Origin of the sequence: Pseudomonas sp. SJZ077 (assembly GCF_007993905.1) — a bacterium.
Classification (GTDB): Bacteria; Pseudomonadota; Gammaproteobacteria; order Pseudomonadales; family Pseudomonadaceae; genus Aquipseudomonas; species Aquipseudomonas mandelii.
The window spans coordinates 74,555-98,233 of sequence record NZ_VIUJ01000018.1; the positions used below are offsets into that span (position 1 = coordinate 74,555).

The 23,679-nt window shown below is 56.0% G+C and carries 21 protein-coding genes and 1 other RNA gene; 12 read left to right on the forward strand and 10 right to left on the reverse strand.

Going from position 1 to position 23,679, the window contains the following annotated elements; all coding sequences use genetic code 11:
• Positions 1-277: 277 nt before the first annotated feature.
• The 11 genes from FBY01_RS23865 (at position 278) to FBY01_RS23920 (ending at position 11,162) form a co-directional block, all read left to right on the forward strand.
• Positions 278-814 (forward strand): dihydrofolate reductase family protein, encoded by a 537-nt coding sequence (locus FBY01_RS23865; protein WP_077747361.1) that lies wholly within the window; start codon positions 278-280, stop codon positions 812-814.
• 899 nt (positions 815-1,713) lie between these two features.
• The gene (locus tag FBY01_RS23875) at positions 1,714-1,992 is read left to right on the forward strand and encodes a hypothetical protein (protein ID WP_141234448.1); all 279 of its coding nucleotides are present in this window, start codon (positions 1,714-1,716) and stop codon (positions 1,990-1,992) included.
• Positions 1,989-3,434 carry a His-Xaa-Ser system radical SAM maturase HxsB gene (gene hxsB, locus FBY01_RS23880; RefSeq protein WP_145309776.1) on the forward strand — a complete coding sequence of 482 codons (1,446 nt, stop codon included), beginning with the start codon at positions 1,989-1,991 and terminating at the stop codon, positions 3,432-3,434. The genes FBY01_RS23875 and hxsB overlap by 4 nt, the downstream gene beginning before the upstream one ends.
• On the forward strand, positions 3,427-4,608 hold the full coding sequence (hxsC, locus tag FBY01_RS23885; protein WP_095145086.1) for a His-Xaa-Ser system radical SAM maturase HxsC: 1,182 nt from the start codon (positions 3,427-3,429) through the stop codon (positions 4,606-4,608). Before hxsB ends, hxsC begins: the two co-directional genes overlap by 8 nt.
• A complete protein-coding gene (hxsA, locus tag FBY01_RS23890; protein WP_095145085.1) occupies positions 4,601-5,230 on the forward strand; it encodes a His-Xaa-Ser repeat protein HxsA in 630 nt (209 codons plus the stop codon). Before hxsC ends, hxsA begins: the two co-directional genes overlap by 8 nt.
• Positions 5,227-5,622 (forward strand): TIGR03982 family His-Xaa-Ser system protein, encoded by a 396-nt coding sequence (locus FBY01_RS23895; RefSeq protein WP_095145084.1) that lies wholly within the window; start codon positions 5,227-5,229, stop codon positions 5,620-5,622. The genes hxsA and FBY01_RS23895 overlap by 4 nt, the downstream gene beginning before the upstream one ends.
• Positions 5,597-6,988, forward strand: a complete 1,392-nt coding sequence (locus FBY01_RS23900) for a His-Xaa-Ser system-associated MauG-like protein (RefSeq protein ID WP_237885442.1) — start codon at positions 5,597-5,599, stop codon at positions 6,986-6,988. Before FBY01_RS23895 ends, FBY01_RS23900 begins: the two co-directional genes overlap by 26 nt.
• 1,194 nt (positions 6,989-8,182) lie before the next feature.
• Entirely contained in the window at positions 8,183-9,589 is a 1,407-nt protein-coding gene (locus FBY01_RS23905; RefSeq protein ID WP_073452169.1) for a YfjI family protein, read from the forward strand.
• Complete coding sequence (locus tag FBY01_RS23910) at positions 9,576-9,929, forward strand: hypothetical protein (RefSeq protein ID WP_095145082.1); 354 nt, start codon at positions 9,576-9,578, stop codon at positions 9,927-9,929. The genes FBY01_RS23905 and FBY01_RS23910 overlap by 14 nt, the downstream gene beginning before the upstream one ends.
• The gene (locus tag FBY01_RS23915) at positions 9,913-10,893 is read left to right on the forward strand and encodes an integrase domain-containing protein (RefSeq protein WP_145309843.1); all 981 of its coding nucleotides are present in this window, start codon (positions 9,913-9,915) and stop codon (positions 10,891-10,893) included. Before FBY01_RS23910 ends, FBY01_RS23915 begins: the two co-directional genes overlap by 17 nt.
• The gene (locus FBY01_RS23920; protein WP_073452175.1) at positions 10,893-11,162 is read left to right on the forward strand and encodes a hypothetical protein; all 270 of its coding nucleotides are present in this window, start codon (positions 10,893-10,895) and stop codon (positions 11,160-11,162) included. The genes FBY01_RS23915 and FBY01_RS23920 overlap by 1 nt, the downstream gene beginning before the upstream one ends.
• 148 nt (positions 11,163-11,310) lie before the next feature.
• On the opposite strand, the gene FBY01_RS23925 is transcribed toward FBY01_RS23920, so the two are convergent.
• The 9 genes from FBY01_RS23925 to FBY01_RS23965 all read right to left on the reverse strand — a co-directional run bounded on the left by FBY01_RS23925 (position 11,311) and on the right by FBY01_RS23965 (position 21,964).
• Positions 11,311-12,567, reverse strand: coding sequence for an integrase domain-containing protein (locus FBY01_RS23925; RefSeq protein ID WP_073452177.1), 1,257 nt, complete (start codon positions 12,565-12,567; stop codon positions 11,311-11,313).
• 187 nt (positions 12,568-12,754) lie between these two features.
• Positions 12,755-13,148: a transfer-messenger RNA gene (gene ssrA, locus FBY01_RS23930) on the reverse strand.
• A 115-nt stretch (positions 13,149-13,263) separates the two neighbouring features.
• Positions 13,264-13,515: a hypothetical protein gene (locus FBY01_RS23935; RefSeq protein ID WP_083375057.1), complete on the reverse strand. Its 252-nt coding sequence runs from the start codon at positions 13,513-13,515 to the stop codon at positions 13,264-13,266.
• A 367-nt stretch (positions 13,516-13,882) separates the two neighbouring features.
• On the reverse strand, positions 13,883-14,158 hold the full coding sequence (locus tag FBY01_RS23940; RefSeq protein ID WP_083375056.1) for a hypothetical protein: 276 nt from the start codon (positions 14,156-14,158) through the stop codon (positions 13,883-13,885).
• A 206-nt stretch (positions 14,159-14,364) separates the two neighbouring features.
• The gene (locus FBY01_RS23945; RefSeq protein WP_145309774.1) at positions 14,365-17,175 is read right to left on the reverse strand and encodes an FAD-binding and (Fe-S)-binding domain-containing protein; all 2,811 of its coding nucleotides are present in this window, start codon (positions 17,173-17,175) and stop codon (positions 14,365-14,367) included.
• The gene (locus tag FBY01_RS23950) at positions 17,172-17,843 is read right to left on the reverse strand and encodes a lactate utilization protein C (RefSeq protein WP_077747379.1); all 672 of its coding nucleotides are present in this window, start codon (positions 17,841-17,843) and stop codon (positions 17,172-17,174) included. Before FBY01_RS23950 ends, FBY01_RS23945 begins: the two co-directional genes overlap by 4 nt.
• Positions 17,843-19,297, reverse strand: a complete 1,455-nt coding sequence (locus FBY01_RS23955) for a LutB/LldF family L-lactate oxidation iron-sulfur protein (protein WP_010463552.1) — start codon at positions 19,295-19,297, stop codon at positions 17,843-17,845. Before FBY01_RS23955 ends, FBY01_RS23950 begins: the two co-directional genes overlap by 1 nt.
• The gene (locus FBY01_RS23960; RefSeq protein ID WP_010463550.1) at positions 19,294-20,118 is read right to left on the reverse strand and encodes a (Fe-S)-binding protein; all 825 of its coding nucleotides are present in this window, start codon (positions 20,116-20,118) and stop codon (positions 19,294-19,296) included. The genes FBY01_RS23955 and FBY01_RS23960 overlap by 4 nt, the downstream gene beginning before the upstream one ends.
• Positions 20,119-20,269: 151 nt before the next feature.
• The gene (locus FBY01_RS23965) at positions 20,270-21,964 is read right to left on the reverse strand and encodes a lactate permease LctP family transporter (protein ID WP_077747381.1); all 1,695 of its coding nucleotides are present in this window, start codon (positions 21,962-21,964) and stop codon (positions 20,270-20,272) included.
• Between the two features lie 262 nt (positions 21,965-22,226).
• Here FBY01_RS23965 and FBY01_RS23970 point away from each other — a divergent pair, with 262 nt between their 5' ends.
• A complete protein-coding gene (locus FBY01_RS23970; RefSeq protein WP_010463546.1) occupies positions 22,227-22,994 on the forward strand; it encodes a GntR family transcriptional regulator in 768 nt (255 codons plus the stop codon).
• 123 nt (positions 22,995-23,117) lie between these two features.
• On the opposite strand, the gene smpB is transcribed toward FBY01_RS23970, so the two are convergent.
• Positions 23,118-23,600 (reverse strand): SsrA-binding protein SmpB, encoded by a 483-nt coding sequence (smpB, locus tag FBY01_RS23975; protein WP_007900551.1) that lies wholly within the window; start codon positions 23,598-23,600, stop codon positions 23,118-23,120.
• Positions 23,601-23,679: the final 79 nt, after the last annotated feature.

The following is a 23,679-nucleotide window of genomic DNA, read 5'->3' on the forward strand; positions in this document are numbered from 1 at the left end:
CCTATCCGCTGCGCTTCCTACCCGACAACCGCCGGAACCTGTCGGAAACGTCCCTGAAAATCACAGCGTCTGTAGGACCCAACCCGGATTTTTGTTTAAAAATGCTTCCAGGGTCAGAAGTTTCTGTCGGCCCCTGGCCTGGTTCGAAGCCCCTGCGCGAAATTTCAACCCGCCCACATTCCAGCACTCCCACGACTTCGTATAACTACCAAGCGAAGGCGAGCCGCTTATTCGGCTTATGATCCTGCGTAAACGTCGTTTAAATAAGGAGGTCCCGATGGCCACTGCACATGTTTTCATCGCCGTCAGTCTGGACGGCTTCATCGCCCGGCCAGATGGCGACATCGACTGGCTCCTGCAACGTGATGATCCAACTGAAGATCATGGCTACTCTGCCTTCATCGCCGACAAGGAGGTCATCGTGATGGGGCGGGGAAGCTATGAGAAGGTGCTGACCTTCGACACATGGTTTTACGATCGGCCCGTCGTGGTGCTTTCTGCACAGCTGGCCAATTCGCCGGTGCCCGAGGCCCTGAAGGGCAAGCTGCGTTTCTCGAACCTTGCCCCCAGGGACGCGATGGCGGAACTGGCGAGGCAGGGCGTGCATCGGGTCTATGTCGATGGCGGGCAGTTGGTGCAATCCTTCCTGCGCGATGGATTAGTCGCCGATATGGTGATTACCACTGTGCCCGTGCTGATCGGATCGGGAAGGCCATTGTTCGGAGCCCTTCAGCAGGACATTGGATTGAAACTGGTATCCAGCCGCAGCTTTCCTTCAGGTCTGGTGCAGTCCACCTATCGGTTGGCGCCATGACCCGCTCATAGTGCTAACGAGGTGGCAGGCACGCGTTTCAGGTCGCTTTGCAGCCGCCACCACCCATCCGACAGGCCCACAGGAAGGGGGTGCACTGATTCTCGCGGTGTTGACGGGACAGAACGAGAACTGGCGTATACGAGCGCATGAGCATGTGACGCGCTGGATTTTCAGACACAAAAAAAGACGTCCGTGGACATCTTTTTTCGTTGAAGTGGTGGGCCGGGGTAATTTGAAACGGTAATTTATCCTATTGATTATTATCGTTAATATTAGTTTTGTATTTTGATTGGAATACCAATTGGAATACCTCACGAAATAGCATTCCATTGACCCTCGCTTGTATTCGATCTGAAAACCTTGCTTCGCATCCATGATAAGCAGTGATCTTCTTACAGCGGTCGGGACAACAGGTAGCAATCGATCCGAGTCGGAAGGTGGCGACAGGCAGAAACCGGCCGATTCTGTTGAAAAAGTCGGCCATGGTTTGCGCATCAGAAAAGTACGCGTCCGAGATTGAAATTTTTACTTTTGGCAGGGGCTTCCGGATTCGGACTTCACGTAGCCGCGTGCAAAAAAGGCGTTTTCACCAGTCAATGATCAGGCAGTATGGGCAGACCGACTTTTCCAACAGAATCGGCCAAAAGCTGTCAGTCAGAGGTGCAAGATTTGGGTTCTAGCCCACCTATTTTTTGACAGGCAAGCCACCGTTAGCTGCGCGGGTTTGTGTCAGCCAAAAAACTTGGACGGAGCGACATCATATTGCTATCTTTCGTCAAGATTTAAGTTCAGAGTAAAAACGTAATGTTGGAATTGGTCTCATCGACAGAACACGTCAGCATGCAATCAGCTCTTTGGAATGGAGCCAATGTATAAAGCAAATCAATGGAATGTTGCCCGTGACGAATATCAATCTCATCTATCCTGAGTCATCTCCGGCCAAGCTTTGGGTAGATATCAACCGCCCTTTATCGCTTGCTCTTCAAGCTGAATTGATTCATAGAGGGTACGAGTTGCGGCAGGTGGACGCGGGCCTTCAGGCGCTTTGTTCAGAAAAATCGAACATTCCTACGTTCAATGAGCTTTTGACGCAACTGTTGGATGACGAAGTTACTCGTAGGAAAATTCCACTAAATACATTAGTGCGGCTGGATATGTTTATGGAGGCCTCTGAATGAACGCTAACTTCGTTGTGGGAAGCCTGCTGCCATTCGGTTTTCATCGGCTCGACGATCAGTCCGTTGTAGCCGTTAGTGCTGCAGGTGACCATGCCTTTTTGACGCAACAGGAATTGTCGGCTCTAGTCCAAGCACCTGAAAAATTAGAGTTCAAAAAGCGCGCGGAACTACAATCTAAGTATTTTTTGACCGGAAAAAGTTCTTTCGGAACTCTAGAGCTATTACGATCACGAATAGCGGCCCGGAAAGAAACTGTATTGGCAGGTCAGTCTTTGCACATAATTGTGCCTACCCTTCAATGCGAACATTCTTGTCAATACTGCCAAGTCAGCAGACGTCTTGAAGATGTGGGTCATTCAATGACCCCAATTCAGATTGATGCTGCTTGCGCGACTATTTTTCAAAGTCAGGCCAATGCTCTGACAATTGAGTTTCAAGGTGGCGACCCGCTGCTCCGTTTCGATCTTATTCAACGAGCAATTGATCTTATTCAAAAGATGAATCTGGAACACAAGCGCCGTATTCGTTTCGTGGTTGCATCAACGTTGCACCAATTAACCTCTGGAATGTGTGAGTACTTTAGAAATAATCAGGTCTACCTCTCAACGAGCCTTGACGGCCCGGCGACGTTGCACAATAAAAACCGCCCATTACCATCGCGTGATTCGCATGCCCGGACTTTGGCAGGAATCGAGCTGGCACGGCGTATCATGGGGCCACACGCGGTTGCAGCATTGATGACCACAACTAAAGCCTCTCTTGCGTACCCTGAGGCCATTGTGGATGAGTATGTAAAAAATGGATTCACCGAAATTTTCATACGACCGTTAAGCTTGTATGGATTTGCCAAACGCAACATCAAGCATTTGGGATACATCCTTCCAGAGTTCACAAACTTCTATCAGAAAGCTTTGCATCGTGTCTTAGAATGGAACGCCAGAGGTACTGAGTTGCGTGAAGGTACCGCTGCACTAATTTTTAACAAACTTTTATCACCCTTCGATGCGGGTTACGTCGATTTGCAAAGCCCGACAGGGTCTGGCCTTGCTGTTCTGGTCTACAACTACGATGGTTATGTCTATCCAAGCGACGAGGCACGGATGCTCGCCGAAACGGGAGATTGTTCTTTGCGTTTAGGTTCTATTGGTGAGTCCCTTGCACAGTTAATGACTTCTCCTGTCATGAGGCAGCTGATAGAAACAAGTATTTCTACTCAAGCAGTGGGCTGTGAAATTTGCGCGTTCAATAGTTTTTGCGGGCCTGATCCAGTGGGGGCGCAAGCTGAGTTTGGTGACATGAGGACTGTTGCTTTGCTTACTGAACACTGCAAACGATATAAATGGCTCTTCGAATACTTTTTTCGTAAGTTACGAACTGCCGACGACGATTTTCTCGATATTGCCTATCGCTGGGCTCACCCCGCTGGATATTCTGATGCGTAAGGTCCGTGTACGAACGCATGGCGTTGGATATCGAACAGTAGCTAGAGTCATTTCGCTCGAGAATTTGAGCGCGCAGTGGCGACCCGAATTGAGATTTTTAGTGAGGGCCGCAGATGCGGAGGGGATCACCAAAGTTGCGCAACTGCGTAGTGCTGGGCTAACCAACCTAATTTTACTGACACCTAATCTCCATGCCGCAGGCCAATGGCAGGCAGAGACTGTGGTTGAAACCGGCGGCATTCTGATGGACGAAGACGTAGTAGCCGTCGCCGACCACATGAATCACGCGCATGTTCTATTTCGGTATACAGACCAGCACCACACTGTTTTCCTCACCAATCGGTGCAATAGCTATTGCCTAATGTGCTCGCAGCCCCCGACAAAACATGACGATAGCTGGTTGGTGAACGAGGCGGTAGAAGTCGCCAATCATATAGCTAGCTCTCCGCATACATTGGGATTTTCCGGAGGAGAGCCTTTGTTGCTGGGTGAGCATCTGCGTCTAGTGCTTGATACCTTTGCTCATCAACATCCTAGCACTCGGTACGACGTGTTGAGCAACGGCAGGCTGTTAGCTGATCCGATCTATGCTGAGCACATGTTAAAGGGGTTGAGTGAGCGCGTGACATGGATGGTGCCGCTCTATGGGCATGCTGACTTTCTACATGACTTTGTCGTGCAGAGTCCGGGGGCATTTGAGGAGACACTGGCTGGTCTATTGAATCTTCGTCGATTTGGGCAAGCCGTTCAGTTGAGAATCGTGCTGATTCGCCCTGTTTTGGAAAACCTTGCAGCGCTTTGCGAATTCATTGGTCGTAATTTGCCTTTCGTCCGTGAGGTCGCATTAATGGCATGTGAACCCATTGGCTTTGCTTTGGCAAACCCTGAACTGACCGACATTGACCTTCGAGACTGGAGCACGGAGCTCAGTCACGGCTTCAGGACACTGAAGCGAGCGAAGGTACCTGCCATTTTGATGAATGCCCCACTCTGCGCTCTGCCACAAACTCTGTGGCCGTATGCACACAAAAGCATCTCCGATTGGAAACGTACGTTTGCTGAGGACTGTGCTACGTGCAGAGTGAAAACAGAGTGTGCAGGCCTTTTCTCATGGCATCACCCAGGTAAACATTCGATGAAAATCCAAAAAATTGAAGGGATTATCAATGTCTAAATTCATCACGTCGCTGTCAGCATTCATTGCCGGAACTTCTTTGGTGAACACGGATGTGCAAGCCCTGGAGCAGGGGCTGAAGAACCCTTTCGGCAGCAGACTCGATCCGGTCAGCTTGCGTCCGCTTAACATGCCCGGCGATAACCTATACGCAGCCCATCGATCCCACTCGTCACATTCCTCGCATTCATCTCACAGTTCAGGAAGCGGTTCCTACTCTGCTCCAAGCCGGACTTACACGGCTCCAAGTAAGACTTATTCCCCCCCTAGTCCTGCCTATTCAGCACCAAAAACACCTTACTCGAGCAACTTTGGAACGAGCGGTTCGAACAGTCTTGGTGGTTCCACCGGTAGCCGCAATCCTGTAGACGCAGGAAGGCCTTCGACAGTCAGCCCCATCAGCTCAGATTTCGATCCTAATAATAAAAAACTCATGGAGCTAATTCGGCGCGTACAGATGGGTTTGATTATCAAAGGTTATGAACCTGGCACCATAGACGGCGTGATGGGCGAGCAAACTCGTTTGGCACTGAAATTATTCCAGTCTCATAACAGCTTGCCTGCAGATGGCATGATGGGTACGCAAACACTGAACGCCTTAGGCGTGATTGTTCCCAAATGAATCATAAGGTCTATAGATATATTCGATTTTGGGCTCCCGTGATATCCGTGATCGGACTGGGCTTCATTGTCTTCCATGATTATGTTCGACCGCTTATTGCCGAATATAGTCACGGTGATGAGTACAAGCGACTCGCTTTAGAGTGCGACCTGGCAATGCATGAGGAAGCTGCGCTACGGGGATTGATCGGAAATGATCCACAGTCCGAACGTCTCAGGTTAAGTGCAGACGTTGGGATGATGGTCTGTCACGACTACGACATACTTCGTAAACAGCTATTAATTCAGGGTCTATCAGAAGACCAACTGGCGATGTTAGGCCTGGAGGTACTTGAAGTAGAACAAATCACGGTACAGCAGATGGTCGATGCTCATCGCATGGATAGATTTTAATATGAGGAAGTCGATTCTTACGTATTTTATTTTCCTCTCCTGGATTAGCCATCTGCAGGCGTCGCAACTTAACCATGAAGATCAACTTCTGAGGAAAGTGCTCACTGCCTATCGTGTTGAGCCCATGACTACCAGGCCGTTGTTCATGGGGCCGAAGGAAAAGTTAGGGCAGATGCTGTTTTTTGATCCCGTCATGGGGGGGCCAAACAACACGACTTGCGCGACTTGTCACGTCCGTAGCAAAGGCAGTGTTGACGGGTTGCCTATGGCTGTGGGTATCGGCTCAAGCGGAGTGGGAGAGCAAAGGCTTCAATCTCCAGAAGCTTTTGTCATACCCAGAAATGTGCTCCCGTTTTTTAATCGTGGAGAAAGCGATTTTACCGCTCTATTTTGGGATGGACGAGTACAGATGGGTGAAAATGGGAATTTTGAATCGCCTATGGGTAATAAACTGCCAAAGGGATTCGAAAATCTACTTGCCGTCGCAGCAAGCTTTCCCCAAGTTGAACCTGATGAGATGCTGGGCCGATCTGTACGCCGCGGAGGTGAGAACCAAGCCACCTACCATGCGGATCTAGTCGATATGACAGTCGACCCTGACAACTTTCAAGAGCGGACATTGAATGTTTATAGTAATTTGGTTAAACGTTTGTTAGGCACTTCGGCCGCCTCGACCCCTATGCAATCAGAATATAGAAAACTCTTCCAATCAGCTTATCCGGCTACAAGCGAGTTTGATATTACTCATATTGGCAATGCCTTGGCAGCTTACATTTCCTTGGCGTTTCAGCTTAAGCCAGCAGCTTGGGATAGCTATGTAAGAGGAGAAATCTCCGCTTTATCCCAGCAGCAAAAAAAAGGAGCGATGATTTTCTTCGGGAAAGGGCGCTGTGCGGTTTGTCATACAGGTGAGGAGTTCTCGGATTTTAAATATCACGGACTTGCCGTGCCGCAACTCGACGTTGGCAAACACGGAGGTTATTTAGATTATGGAAGGGCAAAAGCGACGGGGTTGGCCATAGATCGCTTTCAATTTCGCACTCCACCGCTACGTAATGTTACGCGCACTGGGCCATGGGGGCACAACGGTGTATTCACATCCTTGGAAGAAGTCATTAGTCATCACTTCAACCCCATTCCATTAATGTTTGCCGCGCAGAAAGGCCGACCTCGCGAAGCGGAACTCGCGGGGCGGCTGCTGAGGTACCGCTCCCCCATCCTTGCCGAGATCTACCCGATGGCGCCAAACGACGTGGGGGCAGTCGTCGCGTTTCTAGAGGCACTGCAATCAGATCCTATTTTGTCAACTGATGAAGCTCTGCCTAAATCAGTCCCCTCAGGGATGAATCAGTTCATTGTTGAATGAATCGTACTGCGCAGAACCGAAAACGTCATCGTCCAGGGGACTTTCAGGAAGCGTTTGAGGCCGGTTTTCTGCTGCGTTTGCAGCAGACGCTGCTCAACCTTCGTGAAGCTGCTGTATCCCGATCAACAAGTTTCGATGCTTGAGACTTTGCTTTTCCCGCCAAACCCTCTGATCAAGCGATCTTTGATCGCGCCGATCGGAGGGTTCACTCGCTTTTTGTCGAAGGCACTTCGTTCCATCCTTCCATTTCAAATTTGATTAGCGTCACTCCTCTTTTACCCATCAGTAATTGCCCTCAATCTCTGTCAAGTGCAACGCAGTTTCAGCATTAGAACCGAGCTTGTCGTAGAACTATGTCTAGAGATGTGGCGACTCCGGCGACAGCGGCGACAACCCATGCAGCACGGGGCCTGGAGCGTGGCGACAAAAGTGGCGACAGTCGCCACTTTTTGCACGCTTTGGCCGTGACGCTTGACCGTCTTTTCGAGTGGGTATAAAAATTGGTGCACGGACCGCTGTTGTTGACAGCACCAGCCCAGGTAGCCAGAACCTTTAAGGCTACGCCACTTGCGTGGTGGTTCTCCCGAAGTGCGATTAGCGTCCGGCGGCTCGCACGGTCACTCCCCAAGAGTGATGGATGCCCACTCGACTGATCTGCCCTCTGCGGCAGACGATGAACCTTCCTCGCTGCGCTGCAGCAACCTCACCTTTCGGCACACTTCGTTGCGCCAGACTGCGCCCGTCTCTTTCTGCTGGAAAGAGACGGGCGCTCGTACCACTGCTGCAAACCACGCCGTACAAGGCATTGCCGCAACTCTCCTCGTGACAATCGGCCTGACAAATCTGATTCGTCGCCATCCGCATCGATACAGGCACCGGTGCCGCAGCCTTTGGAAGGGCTGCACCTGACTGACAGTCAGGCATGCCCCAGGTGTCCATGTCGTTGCCTTCTCCTGCTCAGGATCTCCAGGTGCCGAACTCGTCAGTCGGCACAGCCTCCACCCGCCCGCATCTTCGGATGCGACTAAGGAGGCCAGATTCATGGGTTCATGCCCTCGCTCCCGGTCGTAAGGAGCCGTGTGTTCCGCGTCAGTGAACACCCTCACAGGCCGCAGGGGCCTTGATCCCTGATAACACTCAACAGCCGTGGCGGGACTACGTGAGGACAACCAGCAATTACCGAGGAGAGGGCCCATGCAGCAGTTAGATCCGAAGCTTGAACTACCACGACCGCCTCGACCGCTGATTGAGTCAAACCCCGTGGCCGAGCCTTATCCGGTCCAGGCACTGGGTGGAATTCTTGGGCCTGCGGTTGAGCGCATGGCCGAGGTCATCGGCGTGCCCCAGGCACTGGCCGCACAATCGGTCTTGGCTGCCTCGGCGCTAGCCACTCAAGGTCATGCGGGCTTGCAACTCGATGGACGAAATTACCCCCTGTCGCTGTTCCTGATTACAGTGGCCGCGTCAGGTGATCGCAAGACCGCGGCAGATCGTTTTGCATTGCTGCCAGCACGGCAATGGGAGCGTGAGCAGTGGCAGCGCTACCGTGAACAACTCGCCCGGTACCGTGTCGCGCAGCGGCAGGCGCAGCGTATCAACCCTGGCTATCCCGACCCCACAAACGGCGTACCGCTTGAAGCGGAGCCCTCTGCACCTAGGCTGATCACCACGGATCCGACTATCGAGGCCTTGATCAAGGGACTCTGCCATGACTTGCCGAGCATGGGCCTGTTCTGTGACGAGGGGGGACAATTCCTCGGTAGCAGCACCATGAGTCGAGATAACCGTTTGAAAGCGGTTACGACCTTGTCGTCACTCTGGGACGGCAGTCCGATAGATCGCGCGCGGTCCATGGTGGGTGAAAGCTTGCGAGCTTACGATCGACGCTTAAGCCTGCACCTGATGCTGCAACCGTATCTAGCCATGCAGTTACTCAGTGACCCGTTGCTGCTGGGGCAAGGCATTCTCGGTCGCTGCCTCATGACCTGGCCCACCAGCCTGGCCGGACAACGCAGTTACCAGGCTGTCGACTTGTCCAAAGACCCCGCCCTAAAGCGATATCACCACCGTCTTTCGGCCCTGTTTCATCAGCCTTGGTCGCTTTCCGCTGACGGTGCCTTGCGGCTGTCACCGCTGAGCCTCAGTCCACTGGCTCGTCGTCGCTGGATTGATCTGCATGATGCCATCGAGGCCCAGTTGGGTGAGTTTGGCGAGTTGGCCAGCGTACGGCCTAGCGGATCGAAGGCCGCCGACAACCTGCTGCGCGTCGCCGGCAATCTGGCAGTCGTGGAGGAGAGCAGCGTCGTGGAGGTCGATCATATCCAACGGGCCTCGGCCTTAGTCGGCTATTACCTCTCCGAGATCCAGCGCCTGACCGAACAGGAACCGGTGTGCCGGGTAAAAGAGGAGGCAGACCGGCTGCTGCGCTGGCTGCAGGTCAAAGATTGGAAGCGCTTCAGTATTCGGGAGCTGAATCGCAATGGTCCCCGATTTGCCCGTAAGAGCAGTCGCCATGCCGCCAAGCTGTTGGTCGAGTTGATTGATCATCAGTGGCTGAGCACCGACGGTTGTACCTTCGAGGTGCGCCATGTTCAATCTTGATGAAGCGCTGCGCAACCACCTGGCTCAGCGCCAAAAGGAGCCGAAAGCGCGGTTTGTCGCCGCGACTGTCGCCACTTTGTCGCCACGCTCAAAGCCAGGCAGGACAAGGGTTGTCGCCGGTGTCGCCGGTGTCGCCACCACCCATAAAGCTATCACCTCGCCGACAGCCATCATCCAATGGTTGAAAGAGGAGGGCGCGCATCTCTACGTCTCCGATAACAGGCTGTGTTTTCGTCCGACGGATTGGGCCCAGCTCGCCATCGTGAGTGCGTACTGGCAAGCCCTTTTGCATGATCTCGCTGCAGTCGATCAGGAACAGAAAAATGGCTCGGGTCGGTAAGCGAGCGGGACGTAATTTTGGCTTCGGTCGCCAGCTCAGCTATGCCGGAACGCAAGCACTGAGAGATCTGTTTGGCGACGGCCATTTTGCTACCGTCAAAGCCCATAGCGATCGCTGGCAGGCATTCGTGCGTTGGTGTCGATCCGAGGAAGGGCCAAGGCTCAATGACGCGCGACAGATCGACTGCGAGATCCTTATGCGGTACGCCTTCCATTTGCGCGAGCAGGTTGATCAGGGCAACGTCGGCATCGCCACCGCACAGAACCGCCTGTCCAGCGTGAACCGAACGATGGCCGCGCTGCGCGGTGATCAGTACGTCAAAATCCCCAGTCCGAGCAAGGCGCTTGGCTTGCAGCGCTCAGGTGTGCGTAGTGAGGCCCCGCAAGGCCAAGACCGTGTCCAGGTCGAGTTGATCACACAGGCGTTGTCAGAGCGAGGCCAGCAATCGAGGGTGAGTGCCATTGTGCTCCTTGCTCGGGAGACCGGCATGCGCCTGCGTGAAGCGATCTTGGCGGACTTGCCCCGGCTGCAACGTGAGGCTCGGCAACTGGGCAAGATCAATATCCAGGACGGCACCAAAGGCGGTCGATCAGGCGCATCTGCACCGCGTTGGATTGCGGTCACGGATCAAGTTCGTGGCGCCCTCGACAGGGCCAGCGAGGCTTCACCCAAGGGCAGTCGGAATCTGTTAACACCTGATGAAAGCTACAAAGATTTCTTACAGACAATCGTGCGACCGGCACGGGACATCCTGCATGAGCATGGATTGAAAGGCTTTCATGAACTGCGGGCGGCTTACGCCTGTGAGCGCTATGAGCAACTGACCGGCTTCTCCGCGCCCATCAATGGCGGTCGTGGTCATCGAGACGATCGAGCACTCGATCAGCGTGCACGCCAGCAGATCAGCCACGAGTTGGGGCATAACCGCATCGACGTGGTGAGTGCCTACATCGGAGGTCGTTGATGAAGTCCGAGTTCGATATGGCGTTGTTTCTGAGTCCCGTGCTCAAAGGTGCGCATGCCACGCGGCAGCGGCATATCAGGCAGGCAGAAAGGATGCACAAGGCGATTCGTGAGCGCTGGAGTTGTGCGACCCCCTGGTCCTGGAAGGAAAAGCACACCAGATGGTTTTTAGAGCACTATCTGCGTTGCTCAGCACCAGCGACCGTCTATTACTATGAGTTAACAGCAGGGCTGATCCGCCGCAGAAAGGCGCAACTCGTGGTTGTCTGATAGACGCTTTTAAGCGTGAGCCCCTGAGTATGGGAATGCGGAGCCTTCCCATACTCAGGGGCTTGGCCGAAGAAGCGCAGGCATGCGGCAGATTTAGCGACAGTCGCCACTTCAGTCGCCCTGCTGCACGACACGGATTGTCGCCGGCTCAGCGTATCGGCACGACGTTACGGTCCCTGGTTTGATTGATGGCGGATGCCGACAGGCTGCCGGTGGCTGCCTTCTGGATATGTTCACTCCACCAGGCCATCATCGGACGCCGGCGTTCGATGTAATCCGCCCGGTTGTAGGCGCTTCGAACTTCGTCTTTATCGACATGCGCCAGCGCGACTTCGATCAGCTCCGGATCCCATCCATGTTCGTTCAGAATTGTGCTGGCCATGGAGCGCATTCCGTGGCTGACCAAGCGGTCCTGAAAACCCATTCGTTTCAACGCCATGTTGGCTGTTTGGCTATTCGCGTGGGTGCGCGGGTTTCTATCTGACGGGAACACATATTCCCTGTGGGCGCTATGGGGCTTAAGCGTCTCCAATAACGAGAGTGCATGTTCGGTCAGCGGGATTGTGTGCGGACGACGCTTTTTCATTCGCTCCGGAGGGATGGTCCAGAGGCGTTTGTCGAAGTCGATATCTGCCCATCGGGTGGTCGCCGCTTCGGAGGGGCGGGTCATGGTGTGCAGCTGCCATTCGATCAGGCAGCGGGTCGTCCGCTTGATGCTGGCGTTCGCGATTTCCATCATGAGCTCGGGAAGCTCATCAGCTGGTAGCGCGGCCATGTTCTCTTTTTTGGGTTTCTTGAAGACCGCTCGAATGCCGCTGAGAGGATTGGCAAAGATCATTCCGGAATTGACCCCGTAGGTCATGATCTCGTTAAGGCGCTGGCTTACCCGCTTCACGGTCTCGAGGCTACCTTTGGCCTCAATCGGCCGAAGGAGCTTGATGACCATCGGGGCATTCACTTCTGATAGCGGCGTTGATTTCATGCTCGGAAATACATGCAGCGTGAGTGAGCGCCAGATGTCTTCGGCATACGCCGGGGTGACGGAATCCTTCTTCAATTCGAACCACGCGGTGGCTACGTTCTCGAACGTATGTTCCGTTTCCGCTCGTTTGGCTTCCTGCAGTTCATTACGCTGAGCTTTGGGGTCGATGCCCTGTGCAAGCAGCTCTCTAGCCTCAACGGTTTTCTTCCTGGCTTGCGCAAGAGAAACCTCGGGATAAGAGCCGAGTGCCATGTTGATTCGATTCTTGGTGACGGGATGCCGGTAGTTGAAATTCCACTGCATCGAGCGATTGACTCTGACACGGAGCTGAAGCCCGTCGCCATCGGTGAGGACGTAATCCTTGTCTCTCGGTTTGATCGCCTTGAGCTGGCGGTCGGAGAGGCGGGTGGTTTGAGCGCACATGAGAAGTACTCCATGACACTTTTTGGTATTCCCAAGATTAGCCCTGGGTAGCCGGGAATACCATTGGGAATACCAAATCGCCTGGAACTCTAAAAACCTCGAAAGCCCCCAATAGCCCTGAAACCCCCGTATTCACTGGATTTCAGGCACAAAAAAAGACGTCCGTGGACGTCTTTAGATGATGAAGTGGTGGAGCCGGGGGGATTTGAACCCCCGTCCGCCAGTACTCCGCTGTCGGTACTACATGCGTAGCCGTTTCTATTAAGTTAACCCTCAGCGACCCGAAGGGCAGGGTGCTTTGGGCGAGTTGTGTAAGTTTTAGCCGCTTCGTCCACAACGTACTGCACGGCGATTCTGTTCTATATGACAATCACTTTGGGTTTACAGACATCCCCTGATGATTGCTGGACCCGAAGGTACCAGGAGGGAAGGGCTAAGGCTGCTTACGCAGCGAGAGCGTATTCCCCGTAGGTTTCGTCATTGGCAACTATAGAAAGTTGCAACAGTGGATTTACGAGTTCTGTTACCAACTCGGCATGCACCTAAAGTTTCGCAACCGGCGTCGAATCCTAAACGGCCCCGAGCCTGTTGCTCGGTGAATCAAAGTGAGCAACAAGCCTGCGCATTGTACGCCAACACGCGTGAGAAGGCCAACCCGAAGGTTGGCCGCGAGTGGTTATGGGTTGGGTTCGCTGCTCAGTTTGTCAGCGCCAATGCCTGGATGGCCTCGGTGGCGCATTTTTTGTCGTCCCCGGCGGCTTTTGAGGTTTTGGCGCTGGCCAGCAGTCTTTTGATCTCCGGTGCGTTGGTGGAGGTCGCTGGTAGCGCATTCACTTTGGCTTCGAGTTCCTGCAGTTTGCTCGTGCAAAGGTCGTTGTCCGCTGCAAATACGGGAGAGGCCAACACTGCAGCAGACATGAACAAACACGCGAGTGCGGTACGTTTCATGGATATCTCCTTGTACTGATGGTCTCGGTGCTGCCGTATGAGCGGGCGGCTCGGGCCAGTCCGAAAAATAAGCCACGACTGATTGGGGCCTACCTAAAAGACTACGACACCGCGCAGAAATTCGGTTTTTACAGAATGGCTATGAAAAAACTGTTTGATAGTCGATGGGTGCAGTGGCACTAAAAATGGGGGCAATTGCCTCTGTATCGCGGGTGGGGTTGTGTAAGTTTTAGCTGCTTGAACCGGCGTCAAATCCTGAACGGCCCCGAGCCTGTTGCTCTGTGATTCAAAGTGAACAACACGCCCGCGCCGTGCGCGCCACCGCGGTGGATAAGGCCAACCCGAAGGTTGGCCTGGTCACACGGGATTACTTGTTGGTTGGGTTTCGCGTTTGAATTTTCTCAAGCAAACCGCTAGTGATTCCAACGCACCCCTTGTCGTCCCCTGCGGCTTGGGCTGCTTTTGCTTTGTCCAAACCGGCTTGTACGTTGTCCTTGGCGTTTTCTGATGTGGCGGGATCAGAGTCCAGTACCTGCTGAATTTGGCTTATGTTTTGTTTGCAAAGGTCTTTATCTGCCGCAAACACCGGCGAGGCCAACAGTGCGGTGGTGATGAACAATCCAGCAATTGCAGAGTGCTTCATGGGTATCTCCTTGCGCATGAGGGCTCGGTGCTGCCGGTGAAGTAGGCTGCTGGCCGAGGTGGTTATAAGCCCGTTCACAGGGCCTAGCTAAATGACTATAGCCGCATGCTGGAGTTCGGTTTTTTTTTGAAGGCGTGTCGAGAAGATTGGCGCAACAGCGGTGCATGAAAAAGGGGCGAAATCGCCCCATTTTCACCAAAGTGCCCTCAAGCCGGACGCACTTGCGTCACCCGATCCACCAAGTAAACCAGACCGTGATAGTCGATCCCGCCATGTTGGCTCAGGCCGATTTCGCAGGTGCGGCTGGTGGAAATGCCTTCTGCGCAGAACTGCACGGCGTCTTTCAGGCTGCGCAGTGAGTGAGCGTTCAGTTCGGGGGTGGTGAAGCCCTTGTCCCCCGCAAAACCACAGCAGTGAATGCCCTCTGGAATGACCACGTTTTTGCTGCATTTACGCGCCAGATCAATCAGCGCCTGACTCTCGCCAAGGTGCTGGGTGCTGCAAGTGACGTGCACGGCGATCGGCGCTTCCTGCGGTGTGAAATCCAGGCGATCCATCAAATGCGTACGGATGAATCGCACCGGGTCGTAAAGGTCGAGTCGGACTTCGCCCAAATCCTGAACCAGCCGTAACGTGCACGGGCTGGTGTCGCAATAGATCGGATCGAGCCCGCCGCGACTGGCGTGCAGCAATGCGCCGATCAGTTCCTGGCGTTTGTGCTCGGCCTGTTCCGCATAACCTTTGGAGGCAAATGGCTGACCGCAGCAGAGGCTGTCCTGATTGTCGGGAAAGACGACCTGGTAACCGGCTTTTTCCAGCAGCCCACGGGTTTTGTCGTACAGCGACATCTGCTCTTTATCACCCGCCGCCGGGCCCATGACCCGCGAGACGCACGCCGCCAGATACACCACACGAGGGCGTTGGTCCGATACGACCGGGCTGAAGCGAATGGCTTTTTCTGGCTGCGGCATAGCGTTGGTCCATTGCGGGACCTGACCTTTGGACAACTTGGTCAACGTCGCCGACAGCTTCGCCAGACGCGGTGCGCCCAGCAGCATCCGCGCACCGTTGGCGACATGCAGGGTGAAACGCGCGCCTTGCAGTGCCGTGGCGAAATTGCCTTCAAGCCAGTTGGCGGTTTTCGTATGCGTCGCCTTGCGGCCGCGAAGCTTTTTCACCAGCTCGCCGGTGTTGATGCCTACAGGGCAACGTTGCGCACACAAACCAGTGGCGGCGCAGGTGTCGATACCTTGGTATTCGTAGGCGGCTTCAAGTTCGGCGGTGTCGACGCCTGCGCGTTTCTTCGCCTGAATATCGCGCCAGATCACGATGCGCTGGCGCGGGCTCAGGGTCAGCCCTTTCGACGGGCAGACCGGTTCGCAGAAACCGCACTCGATGCACTTATCCACAATCTCGTCGGCGGCCGGCAGCGGTTTCAGGTGCTTGAGGTGGATCTGCGGATCTTCGCTGAGCACCACGTCCGGGTTGAGGATGCCATTAGGGTCGAGCAGCCGTTTGAGTTGCCACATCAGTTGATAGGCATCGCTGCCCCATTCCAGCTCGACAAAGGGCGCCATGTTGCGGCCGGTGCCGTGCTCGGCCTTCAACGATCCGCCAAACTCCACCGCCACCAACTGCGCCACGTCGTCCATGAATGCCTGGTAGCGTGCGACTTCTTCCGGGTTGTTGAAGCCTTGGGTGAAGACGAAGTGCAGATTGCCTTCCAGGGCATGGCCGAAGAGGATCGCCTCGTCGTAGTGATGTTTGTCGAACAGCTCGATCAGGCGGTTAACGCCAATGGCCAGCTGTTCCACCGGGAAGGTCACGTCTTCGATGATCACCGTGGTGCCGGTTTTGCGCACCGCACCGACGGCTGGGAAGGTGTCTTTGCGGATCGCCCAAAGTCGAGCGTTTTCCACGGGGTCCTCGGTGAAGTCGACTTGTTTTTCCACCGGGAAAGAAGTCAGCGACGCCATGATCTGCGCCAGTTGTTCCTGTAGCAAAGTGGACGATGCGGCGCGGGATTCGATCAGCAAGGCGCAGGCATTGTTCGACAGCTGTTGTACGAAAGCGGGCATGCCGGGTTTGTCCTGCACCGAGCGCAGGCTGCGACGGTCCAGCAGTTCCACGGCGGACACCGGCTGGCTTTTCAGCACGGTGACGGCGTTGCAGCAGGTCTCCACATCCGGAAACACGATCAGCGACGAAGCCTTGTTCGGGTGGTCGATGACCGTGTCGTAGGTCACCGCGCTGATGAAGCCGAGCGTGCCTTCGGAGCCCACCAGCAAATGGCTCAAGATATCCACAGGCTCGTCAAAATCCACCAGCGCATTGAGTGACAGGCCGGTGGTATTTTTCAGGCGGTACTTGTGGCGGATTCTCGCAGCCAGTTCGGCATTGGCGCGGGTTTCGCGGCCCAATGTCGCCAGACGTTCAAGCAGCGCGGCGTGGCTCTGGTGAAACGCGGCAACGCTCGCCGGATCTTCGGTATCGAGACGGCTGCCGTCGGCCAGGACCAGACGAATACCGGCCAGCGTGTGGTAGGTGTTCTGCGCGGTGCCGCAGCACATGCCGCTGGCGTTGTTGGCTACGATACCGCCGATTTTGCAGGCGTTGATCGAGGCCGGATCTGGACCAATCTTGCGCCCGAACGGCGCCAGCCAGGCGTTGGCCTGCGCGCCGATCACGCCCGGTTGCAGGCGGATTTGCGTGCCTTGGCCGCGGATCTCGCGACCGTTCCAGTTATCCCCAAGCACGATCAGCACCGAATCGCTGATGGCCTGGCCGGACAGGCTGGTACCAGCCGCACGGAAGGTCACCGGGACCTGGTCACGTTGCGCCAGTTTCAGTAGCGCCACCACTTCGTCTTCGGACTCGACACGGATCACCAGTTTCGGAATCAGTCGATAAAAGCTGGCGTCGGTGCCGAAGGCCAATGTCGACAATGGGTCGTCGAAGCGCCGCTCTTGGGGGATCAGTTGCTGCGCATCTCGCAGGAAAGCCGCCGGTAGAGTCATTGGTCCTCCAGAATCAAAACCACCAGGTCTTTCGGACCGTGCGCACCGTAGGCCAGGACTTGCTCGATGTCGGCCGTTTTCGATGGGCCGGACACCAGCAGGGCGTTGGTCGGCATGCCTTGCGCCCAGTTGAATTCCTGTTGGACCTGATAGAAGTTGTCGCGAATTTCACTGGCCTTCAGCAGGGCAAAATGCACGGGCGGAACCAGGCTCATCAAGCGCGGTTCCTCCCGTGTTGGCCAGAGAATCAGACTTCCGGTGGCGGCAATTGCGCCGAGGGTGGTGGTCAGGCTGGCCGGGGTGTCGTTGAACAGCTCGGCTTTCCACTCTTCAACCGGACGGTCGTAGGACTTGAGTGTCGGCAGATCAGGGTTGTTCGCCCAGTGTTGAGTGACGCGTTGCCCATGAGGCGTAGTCGGCGCGATCAACAAGCTCGGCAACTGACGGTCTCGCAACAACTGTGCGAGCAGCGCCGGCCAACCTTCGCCGGACGTGAGGTGGATCTCGGTGTGCACCGCTTCCATCAGTTTGCGCAATTGCGGGATGCGTTGCTCGGCGGTGTAGGTGTAAGGAGCAGTCACCAGCTCGACGTCGAATTCGTCGGGCACGGGCGTGGTGCCTGTCAGACTTTTCCGTAGCTTGGCGAGGATGTTTTGCTTGGCGCTCATCAACGATCTCCCTGTTTGGCCAGATGCTCACGGGCCATGTCATGCAGTGAGCGGGCAGCGGGTTTCGGTGCGCTGTGGTTTTGCGTCCACGGGCCAACATTGTTCGGTGCCAGGGCACGCAGTCGTGTGGCGACAAAGCCGAACAGACGATACAGCGTCGGCGAGCTGTTGAGTCTGGCCCAGGCGTTCCAGATAAAACGTTCCTTGCGCGAATATTTGCTGCCCTGACCGCGCATGACTTGATGCGCACTGTCCGGGGCTTTGACGTTCTCTTCCCGCAGGCGACGCAGCAGTGCCGGGATCGGAATTTTTACCGGGCAAACTTCACCGCAAGCACCGCAGAGCGACGATGCGCTCGGATGGTCCGGGACGTTCGCCAGGCCGACCATGTGCGGGGTGATGATTTTTCCGATAGGCCCAGGGTAAACCTCCCCATAGGCGTGACCGCCAATTCGGGTGTACACCGGGCAATGATTCATACAAGCACCGCAGCGGATGCAGTTCAGGGTCTGGCGCAATTCGCTGTCGGCGAAGGCCTGGCTGCGACCGTTGTCGAGCAGGACCAGATGCACTTCCTGCGGACCGTCGAGTTCATGTTCCTTGCGCGGGCCGGAGATCATGTTGACGTAGGTGGTGATCGGCTGGCCGAGGGCCGAGCGGGTCAACAGCGATAGCAGCGGGACCACGTCGCGCAGGTTTTCCACGACTTTTTCGATGCCGGTCACCGCGATGTGCACCGGCGGCACCGTGGTGGTCATGCGGCCGTTGCCTTCGTTTTCCACCAGCAGCAAGGTGCCGGTTTCGGCCACGGCGAAGTTGACGCCAGAAACGCCGATGTCCGCTTCGAAGAATTTCTGTCGCAAGACTTTGCGACCGATCTGAATGAGTTGGTCAACGTCCTTGGTGTACTCCACGCCAAGTTTGTCGTGGAACAAGGACGCGACCTGACCGGCATTCTTGTGGATCGCCGGCATAATAATGTGTGAAGGCTTCTCGTGATCGAGCTGGACGATGTACTCCCCCATGTCCGACTCCAGGCATTCAATGCCTTGAGCTTCGAGGACATGGTTCATCTCCATCTCTTCGCTGACCATCGATTTGCCCTTGATCACTTGCCGCCCCTCGTGAGCGCGGATGATCGATAGGACGATGCCATTGGCCTCGTCCACCGTTTCCGCCCAGTGCACTGTCACACCGTTGCGGGTCAGGTTCTGTTCCAGCTGCTCGAGCAGGTCGGGCAACTTGGATAACGCACGGGCACGGACTGCATTGCCCAGCGCTCGTAAATGTTCTCTTTCATGGGCATCGCTGAAGGACGCTGCCCGTTTTGTCATCAGAGAATCCATCGCAGTACGAAAGTTGTTTCGCAGCTGCTTGTCACCCAATGCCTTGTGAGCCCGGGTGCGAAAGTCTTCTTCCACGGCAACCGTAGGAATAATCGCGGAAGCGTTCATAGAACACCTCCGGTTCGCTGCCAAAGGAAACTGGCCAGGTGTTGGCCGCGCAACGCTTCCTTCTGTTTCTCCAGCGAGCCGTTGATGTTCATCAGGCAACCACAATCGGCACTGAGAACCTTGTGTGCGCCGGATTCCTTCAACGACCTTGTCTTGTCAGCCACCATCGCGCCGGAAATATCTGGCATACGGACGCTGAACGTTCCACCAAAGCCACAGCATTCACTTTCGTGGCTGTGGTCGACTCGCTCCACGTTGCTCAGTTGCGACAACAACTCGCGACCATGCAAGTGGGTGTTCATTTCACGCCGTGCCGAACACGAGGTGTGCAACGCCACTTTTACCGGCTCGCCGCCGTCCTTGAGCTGCACCTTGCAGACAAACAGCAGGAACTCGGCCAGTTCGTAAGTCCGGGCCGCCAGCGCCTGAACCTGCTTCAACGTCTGCGGCTCGTCCTTGAACAAGTCGGCGTAGTGTTCGCGCAACATCCCGGCACAGGATCCCGACGGCACCACCACCGGGTAATCCCCGGCGAACAGCGCCAGTTGCGAGCGCGCCACGGTCCTTGCCTGCTCGGTGTAACCCGAGGTGTAGGCCGGTTGTCCGCAGCAGCTCTGCCCTTGCGGGTACTCGACACGGATACCTTCGCGTTCCAGCAAGTGAATCGCGTCCATCCCGGCTTCGGGGTAGAACAAGTCCACCACGCAGGTCCCGAACAGGTAGACCCGTGACGGTTTCTCGCTGGGGTATTGCCGAGGCTCGGGCAGTGGCGGGGCGACGCGGGTCGCATTCGGCACGGCGTTGTAAAAAAGCTCGCTCATCAGGCGTGTCTCCGGGTGGACCCGGTTATCCGTCTGCTGAGGCTGCTGAATATAGAGAGGGAAACTTTCAGCAGCCTTACAGACCGGGTTGTGAATAGCTGACGCCGGAATCGTGGTCCGGCGTCGGTTTTTTCGATGTGGCTTGTAGTCCCTAGTGCACCAACATGCCAGTGAGCCAGTAGGCTTGGATGTAGGTGATCAGGCCGACGATGGTTGCAAAGAACAGACTGTGCTTGAGGGTGAAGCGGAACAGGTCCGATTCCTTGCCCACCAGACCGGTCGCGGCGCAAGCCACGGCGATCGATTGCGGCGAGATCATCTTGCCGGTCACGCCGCCGCTGGTGTTTGCCGCCACCAACAGCACATCGCTCACGCCGATCTGGTGCGCGGTGGTTGCTTGCAACGAACTGAACAGCGCGTTGGACGAGGTATCGGACCCGGTCAGGAACACGCCCAGCCAGCCGAGGAATGGCGAGAAGAACGGGAATGCCGCGCCAGTGCCTGCCAATACCAGTGCCATGGTCGAAGACATGCCCGAGTAGTTGGTGACGAAGGCGAACGCCAACACCATGCCGATCGACAGAATCGGCCAGCGCAGCTCGTAGAAGGTCTCTTTCAAAGTGGTAAGACCAGTTTTGATGTTGATCTTCAGCACCAGCATCGAGATCAGCGCGGAGAAGAAAATCGCCGTGCCGGTCGCGGAAATCGGATCGAGTTTGAACACCGCTGTAATGGCTGTCGGCGCAGTCACGATCGGTGCGACCTTGATCACCATCTGATCCAGGTGCGGGATGGCGAAGTTGAACACCCAGCTATACATCGAACCGCCGGCGGCGAACATGGCCTTGAACGGTTTCAGGGTCCAGATGGTGACCAGCACGGTGAGGATCAGGAACGGCGACCAGGCTTTGACGATTTCGAACAGGCTGTAAGGCGACGCCACGCTGGTGCGCGGCTGACCGAAACCACCGGCGCTGGCGGTCACAACGGAGGCCGAGACGGCACCGGCGATGTGTTGGCCGGCGGCGCGTTTTGGCTGCCAGACTTTCAGGAACAGCGTCAGGGAAATCAGGCTGGCCAGGGCCGAGGTGATGTCCGGCAACTCAGGGCCGATGAAGTTCGACGTGAAGTATTGGGTGATGGCAAAGCTCAAGCCGGCCACCAGCGCAGCAGGCCAGGTTTCCCGAACGCCGCGCAGGCCGTCCATCATGAACACCAGCCAGAACGGCACGAACAGCGACAGCAACGGCAGTTGGCGGCCGGTCATGGCGCCGATCTTGAACGCGTCAATGCCGGTCACTTGCCCGGCCACGATGATCGGAATCCCCAGGGCACCGAAGGCCACTGGCGCGGTGTTGGCGATCAGGCACAGGCCAGCGGCGTACAGTGGGTTGAAGCCCAGTCCTACAAGCAGCGCGGCGGTAATCGCTACCGGTGCACCGAAGCCGGCGGCACCTTCCAGGAACGCGCCGAAGCAGAAACCGATCAGCAGCACCTGCAAACGCTGGTCGTCGGTGATCGACAATACCGAGCTGCGGATCACTTCGAACTGACCACTCTTGACCGTCAGTTTGTAGAGGAACACGGCCGCGACAATGATCCAGGCAATCGGCCACAGACCGTAGGCAAAGCCATAGCCTGCGGCGGCGAAGGCCATATCGACCGGCATCTGGAAGGCAAAGATCGCAACGGCGATGGACAACGCCAGGGTGATGCTGCCGGCCACATGGCCTTTGAGGCGGAACACCGCCAACGCCAGGAAGAAAAACACGATGGGAATAACGGCCGCGAGCGCGGAGACGCCAAGGCTGCCGAGCGGGGTATAGAGCTGTTGCCAGGTTTGCATATGGGGTGGCCCCTAATTGTTGTTGGTCAGGCACTGGTCAGCGTTCTTGGATAATTGGTAATACCAATTTACAATCGCTGTTGGCTAGGGTAAAAGCCTTGTATGCGGTGTGTCAATTTGTCGCCCTAAAACTTTTGTCGAATAAGTGCTGAATCGTGGGCGTGATCCGCTTTAACAAATGCCGTCTGGTAGGTGCTGGCACAGCGCCGATAGGCCAGAATAGAGGGCCCGGCGAGCCGTCGGGACCGTGGAGAATTGAGTTATGGGGTTTGATCAGATTCGTCAGCGCCGTTTGTCTGACGATATTGTCGAGCAACTCGAGGGGATGATCCTCGAAGGCACGTTGAAGTCTGGCGAGCGCTTGCCGGCCGAGCGCGCGTTGGCCGAGCAGTTCGGCGTGTCACGCCCCTCGTTGCGCGAGGCGATTCAGAAACTGGCGGCCAAAGGCTTGTTGGTCAGTCGCCAGGGCGGCGGCAATTATGTGGTGGAGTCGCTGGGTTCGACCTTCAGCGATCCGCTGTTGCATCTGCTGGAAAGCAACCCGGAAGCCCAGCGCGATCTGCTGGAGTTTCGCCATACGCTGGAGGCGTCCTGCGCCTATTACGCGGCACTGCGCGCCACGGATGTCGATCGCGAGCGGCTGACGGCGGCATTCAATGAATTGCAGGACTGCTACACGCGTCACGATGAGGTGAGCCGGGCGGAAGAGGGCGCGGCGGATGCGAAATTTCACTTGGCGATTGCCGAAGCCAGTCACAACGCTGTGTTGCTGCACACCATTCGCGGGCTGTTCGATCTGCTCAAGCGCAACGTGGTGACCAACATTGGCGGCATGTATAAGCAGCGCACGGAAACCCGTGACATGCTGATCACGCAACATCGGGAGTTGTACCTGGCGATTATCGAAGGGCGGGCGGAACAGGCGCGAGAAGTCTCCAGCCGACATATTTTGTATGTGCAGGAAGTGCTGGAAGAAGTGCGTCAGGAAGTGCAGCGCATGGCCCGGGCGGAGCGGCGCAAGGGGATGTAGCCATGATCGTTCCCCGCTCCGCGTTGGAATGCATCCCGTGACGCTCCGCGTTACAAAGCGGACGCAGAACGTGCACTGCTGCATTTCCACGCAGAGCGTGGGAACGATCATCAGACCGAAAGATTAATCTTCCTTGCCCTTGTTGCGCACCGCACGCTGCAACTCGCGACCGGCGTCGCGTTCGCGTTCGGTATCACGCTTGTCGTATTCCTTCTTGCCCTTGCCCAGAGCGATCTCGCACTTGACCATGTGCTTGCTCCAATACCAGGACAGGCACACGCAGGCATAGCCTTTTTGCTGCACGGCGGCGGCCAGCTTTTCAAGCTCGCGGCGGTTGAGCAACAATTTGCGGGTGCGGGTCGGATCGGCGATGACGTGGGTGCTGGCGGTCATCAGCGGCGTAATGTGGCTGCCGAGCAGCCAGGCTTCGCCATCCTTGAGCAGCACGTAACTGTCAACCAGTTGCAGCTTGCTTGCCCGCAGACTTTTTACTTCCCAGCCGGCCAGGACCAGACCAGCCTCGAACTTATGCTCGATGAAGTAATCGTGTCGCGCCTTTTTGTTTTGCGCGATGGTCCCTGTTGGGTGTTTCTTCTGTTTAGCCATAGGGGCGGCATTATAGGGAGTTGCACGCGAGTCGGCTACGGTATCGCTACGTGCTTGAGCAGGTTGATCGAATCCCGGA